Raw genomic sequence first — 2,299 nt, 5'->3', positions numbered from 1 at the left:
ATAATTCAAGTGAATTTGTTTGAAAGAAGAACTTTAAAAGCTTTATTTTCACCCGATAAAATACCCATAAAACAAGAGGAAGCTCAAATGAGCTTCCTCTTGTGAAAAATTGTGGGACAGCAATGAGCTATAGGCTCCCATTTTTAGATTCGTATAACGTTGAACCCAACGGTAAATAGTCGTGTGATCAACATTCACACCCCGTTCGGCCAGCATTTCCTGCAGTTCACGATAGCTAATGCCATATTTACAATACCAGCGCACAGCCCAAAGAATGATTTCGCCCTGAAAATGCCGACCATGGAAAGGATTCATATGCTGCACCTTTAGCTAAAACAGTCTTCAGCTTACCATTCGTGGTTATTTGCAACAGTGCCGATTTTTTGAAAAAAGCATAGGTCTAGATAATCAAGCTAGATTTTTTAAAACTCCACATTGGTCAATTGTACATAAACCATCACAAGTACCTCTTAAATCAGATAGTTGTTCAATAAGCTTTTGTTGCTTGATTATATTTTCTCTGATAGCACTGACATGTAAGTCAATTAATTCATTCACATCTGAACAATTTTTCTCAGGTTTGTCTTTATAGGTAAGTAATTGACGAATTTCATTCAAACTCATATTTAAAGTTCGGCAATTCAAAATAAATTTAATTCGCTCAACATAGCCTACATCGTAAAGGCGGTAATTTCCTTCCGTTCTTTCCGGTTCCGGAATTAAACCTTCCTTTTCATAAAACCTAATTGTTAATACTGAACATGAGGTTTTTTTAGAGAGTTCACCAATTTTTAAATGCATTGAGTTAGTATTTCCAAAGATTCTTGACTCTATAGTAACTATAGGGATTCTAATATTCAAAGTTTATAATTTTTTTAATGGGTATAATTATGAGTGGTTGTGGATGTAGTAAAGAAACACCATGCGAAGATAAGAAATCTCAACAAGAAAATCATCCATCAATTGCAGAAGCAAACAATTCAAAGAATTGTGATAATACGCTTAGCTGTTGTGGTGAAGAGGAAGAAAAAAAATCTTCATCTCCTTGCTGTAACACTTCAAACAGTTGTGAAGATACCGCTCAATCCTGTTATGGTTCTGATCCCAAAGAAAATTTAAGCACTGAAGATATTTTAAAAGATTCGCACTACATGAGTGAATACTTAGTTCCCAAAATGGATTGTTCTGCGGAAGAACAGATGGTTCGTATGGCGCTATCTTCAATTGATGGTGTTCAAAAACTCATCTTTGATTTACCTAACCGTTCTTTAAAGGTTCTACATAATCAAAAAGATGAAAATATAACCACCAAACTTGAAGCTTTGGGTTTTGGTGCAAAGCTTGTGAAGACTGAAACTTATATAAGCAATCAACAGGCTAAGCAAACAAGTACCTACACCATTCCTAAAATGGATTGCTCTGCTGAAGAGCAAATGGTCCGTATGGCTCTTGCAGATATTGAAGCAGTTAAAGGTCTTACTTTTGATCTTCCCAATCGAAAACTGAAAGTCTTCCATAATGAAGGGATTCAGCAAATTACGGCTAAACTCGAAGGACTGGGTTTTGGGGCGAAACTTGATGAAACACAGCTTTCTTCAGGCGATATACCTAATGAACCTGATCCTGTGAGACAAGCTAAAGTACTTAAACTGTTATTAGGTATTAATGCTCTACTTTTCTTTATAGAATTCATCAGCGGTATTATTGCTGCGTCTACAGGATTGATTGCTGATTCTCTAGATATGTTTGCCGATGCAGCCGTTTATGGTATTGCGCTATATGCCGTCGGAAAAGCTGCGAAATATCAAATAAAAGCAGCCCATTTCGCAGGTTGGATTCAGTTATTACTTGCTGTTATCGTGATTGTTGATGTCATTAGACGATTCATGTTTGGAAGCGAGCCAGAATCAACGCTCATGATTGTTATTGGCCTGCTCGCACTTATAGCTAACGTGACATGCTTATATCTTATTTCTGGTCATCGAGAAGATGGCGCACATATGAAAGCCAGTTGGATTTTCTCGGCGAATGACGTTGTCGTAAATATGGGCGTTATATTTGCCGGTGTACTCGTGGCGTGGACGGGATCAGCTTATCCAGACTTAATCATTGGCATACTGGTTTCTTTATTCGTACTTAATGGTGCCCGAAAAATTTTGGCTTTGAAGTAAGGGCACTGTTGCAAATAACCACGAATGGTAAGCTGAAGACTGTTTTAGCTAAAGGTGCAGCATATGAATCCTTTCCATGGTCGGCATTTTCAGGGCGAAATCATTCTTTGGGCTGTGCGCTGGTATTG

Annotated in this window: 2 protein-coding genes and 1 pseudogene; 1 reads left to right on the top strand and 2 read right to left on the bottom strand. The window is 37.6% G+C overall.

What is annotated here, in order from left to right:
• Positions 1-153 precede the first annotated feature (153 nt).
• A pseudogene (locus FTU55_RS14840) lies at positions 154-315 on the bottom strand (IS6 family transposase); the annotation flags it as partial.
• Positions 316-408: 93 nt separating this feature from the next.
• Positions 409-801 (bottom strand): Cd(II)/Pb(II)-responsive transcriptional regulator, encoded by a 393-nt coding sequence (cadR, locus tag FTU55_RS14835; RefSeq protein WP_000550240.1) that lies wholly within the window; start codon positions 799-801, stop codon positions 409-411.
• 89 nt (positions 802-890) lie between these two features.
• Here cadR and FTU55_RS14830 point away from each other — a divergent pair, with 89 nt between their 5' ends.
• Entirely contained in the window at positions 891-2,171 is a 1,281-nt protein-coding gene (locus FTU55_RS14830; protein ID WP_005237495.1) for a cation transporter, read from the top strand.
• Positions 2,172-2,299: the final 128 nt, after the last annotated feature.

Source organism: Acinetobacter sp. YH12117 (genome assembly GCF_013418865.1).
Classification (GTDB): domain Bacteria; phylum Pseudomonadota; class Gammaproteobacteria; order Pseudomonadales; family Moraxellaceae; genus Acinetobacter; species Acinetobacter indicus.
This window is presented reverse-complemented; position numbering and strand designations above follow the sequence as displayed.